At 74.4% G+C, this 2,278-nt stretch carries 2 protein-coding genes and 1 pseudogene; all 3 read right to left on the minus strand.

What is annotated here, in order from left to right; genetic code table 11:
* A pseudogene (locus R6V09_RS51290) lies at positions 1–423 on the minus strand (hypothetical protein); the annotation flags it as partial.
* A complete protein-coding gene (locus R6V09_RS51295) occupies positions 420–986 on the minus strand; it encodes a phage tail protein (RefSeq protein WP_262062747.1) in 567 nt (188 codons plus the stop codon). The gene R6V09_RS51295 and the pseudogene R6V09_RS51290, both read right to left, overlap by 4 nt.
* A 31-nt stretch (positions 987–1,017) precedes the next feature.
* A partial coding sequence (locus R6V09_RS51300) for a putative baseplate assembly protein (RefSeq protein WP_317888275.1) occupies positions 1,018–2,278 on the minus strand: 1,261 nt, incomplete at its 5' end.

Here is a 2,278-nt window from a genome sequence, read left to right on the forward strand (position 1 = left end):
AGGTGTAACGGCCCCGGACGCATCGACGTTCGCCGGCTCCTGCCTCGTGCCCGCGCCGACGGAGTCGTACGAGCCGGCGGCCAGGGCGTCCAGGCGCAGGGACAGTGCGTCGAGTCGGGCCGCGGGGTCGTCCGAGGCCGAACTCCCTTGCGCCGGAACCCTGTTGCCCCCGGTGTCGTTCGTGGTCGGCACGTCCCGGCGCGTCTGCGGCACCCCGCCCGTGTCGGACTGGGAGTAGGCGTCCCAGCCCGGGTCGCCGCCGCCGGCCGGGGTGCCGGTGGCGCCCTCGCCTCGTTCGGCCGCCGCCCCGGTGCGCGCGCCCGCGCGGTCCGTCCAGCTCAGGACGGCCCCGCAGGCGTCGCAGAACGACTGGCCCGGTTCCGCGCGGGTTCCGCATTCGGCGCAGCTCTGGGTGGTCGTCATCTCTCGGGGTTCCTTTCGGCGGGCACGGTGGTGGTGACCTGGACCGTGTACGGCATATGGGCGGGGCGGGCCGCCGCCACGAGGGCGTCGAGGCGGTGGGTGTCCAGGGTGGTGGGTGCGGGCAGGCGCAGGTGTACGTGCAGCCGGGGGCTGCGTTCGCCGGGTACCGGGCCGAGCGGCCGGGCGTTCCAGTCGGCGGCGCCGCTCTCGGTGATCTCCGGTTCGACCCCGAAGGCGAGCCGGACGGCTTCGGCCAGGCCGCGCCGGGTGCCGCGGATGCGGTGGAGGTACGTGGCAGCCGCCACGGCGGCCCGCAGCCGAGCCTCCGGTTCGCTGCCGTCGGTCTCGGCACCGACCCAACTGCCCAGCCACTGAACGAAGTCGAGCGGTGCCAGCGACGGCCGGAAGTACGTGTCGAGGCAGTCGAGCACGCTCAGGATCGGCGCTACGACCTCGTCGAGCCCGGCGACGAAACGCTGGGCGAGGTCGTCGTCGGCGAACACGGCGGGCAGCATCGCGCCGATCGGCGCGGACGAGCCGAGGCCGTCCACTGATCCTCTCAACGCGCGCCTCCCGGGCCGGAGTTGGTGATGTTCACGCGCCGTCTCCGATCACGCGGACGCGGTGGTCGAAGGAGAACACCAGCGACGGCCGCTCCAGGTCGATGCGGTCGGTGGGGTCGCCGCGCTTGCCGGTGAGCGGGTCGGCCGGGTGCAGGACGACCTCGTCGACCAGCTCGACGCCGGGCACCCGTTGGAGCACCGCGAAGACCTCCCCGGACTGCACCGGGCGCCCGAACGGCCAGCCCTTTCCGTCCGATCCGCCGGTGAGCGGGTCGAGGTGGCGGTAGAGGGCGTCGTGGGCCTGGCGGCGCACCCGGTCGTTGTCCACGCCCCGGAAGGCGTGGACCGTGGCGACCACGGTGACGCCCTGGTAGAAGGGCGGGCCGACCGCCAACCGGGTCCCGATCAGCCGCCGTTCGTCGAGATGCCGGGTGATGCGCTCCAACAGGGCGTCCCCGGGCACGAGTTGCTCGAAGCGCAGTCGTCCCCCGGGGTCGGGCACGGCCTGCGGCACCACCAACACCCGTACGGCGTATGCCCCGTGCTCACCCTCGTCGCCCTCCAGGCAGGTGATGCGGGCGGTCTCCGGGGCGGCCCGGCGCGACAGTTCCTCGTAGTCGCGGAGGGTCACCGCCCGCTCCTGGGCGCGCAGCGTGATCGGGGCGCGGGTCTTCGCCTCCTGGACCGTCTCGCCGTCCACTCCCCCGCGCGCCGCCTCACGGTTGACGACCTCGGAGACGTACGGGATGGAGCTGCGCAGGATCTGCACGGCGCCGCGTGCCACGTTGCCGGCCCGGCCGCCGCCGGTGCGGTAGCGGCGGGCGCGGATCACCGAGCCCTTGGGGGCGACCAGGCCGTACTGGCGCAGGGAGCCGTCGGGTTCGCGGACGGCGGGACCGAAGGCGAGTTCGCCGGTGGCCGCGTCGAGGGTGATGTGGCGGTCGTGCGGGCCGGAGGCGGCGAAGTGCGGGACGACCTGCCAGTCCGTCCAGCCGTCGTGTTCGGCGGTCTGCAGGAGGAGCGGCGGGTTGTCGCCGACGACCGGGGTGTGCGCGAGCCGCAGCCGTTGCCCCGGCAGGCCGGTGGACTCGCCGAGCGCCTCGTCGTAGACGGTGTCGGCGTGGACGACGGTGGTGGTGCCGCCGATGGTGAAGGCCTCGGCGGAGCGGACGGTCGGCGAGGTGGTGTAGAAGGGCTGGTCGGGGTGGGGTTCGGTGACGCGGCAGCGCAGCCAGCCGGCCTCCTGGCCGCCGTTGCGGGACAGGGTGTGGCCGCCGGGGACGTGCAGGACG

Source organism: Streptomyces sp. W16, assembly GCF_033194735.1.
Classification (GTDB): Bacteria; Actinomycetota; Actinomycetes; order Streptomycetales; family Streptomycetaceae; genus Streptomyces.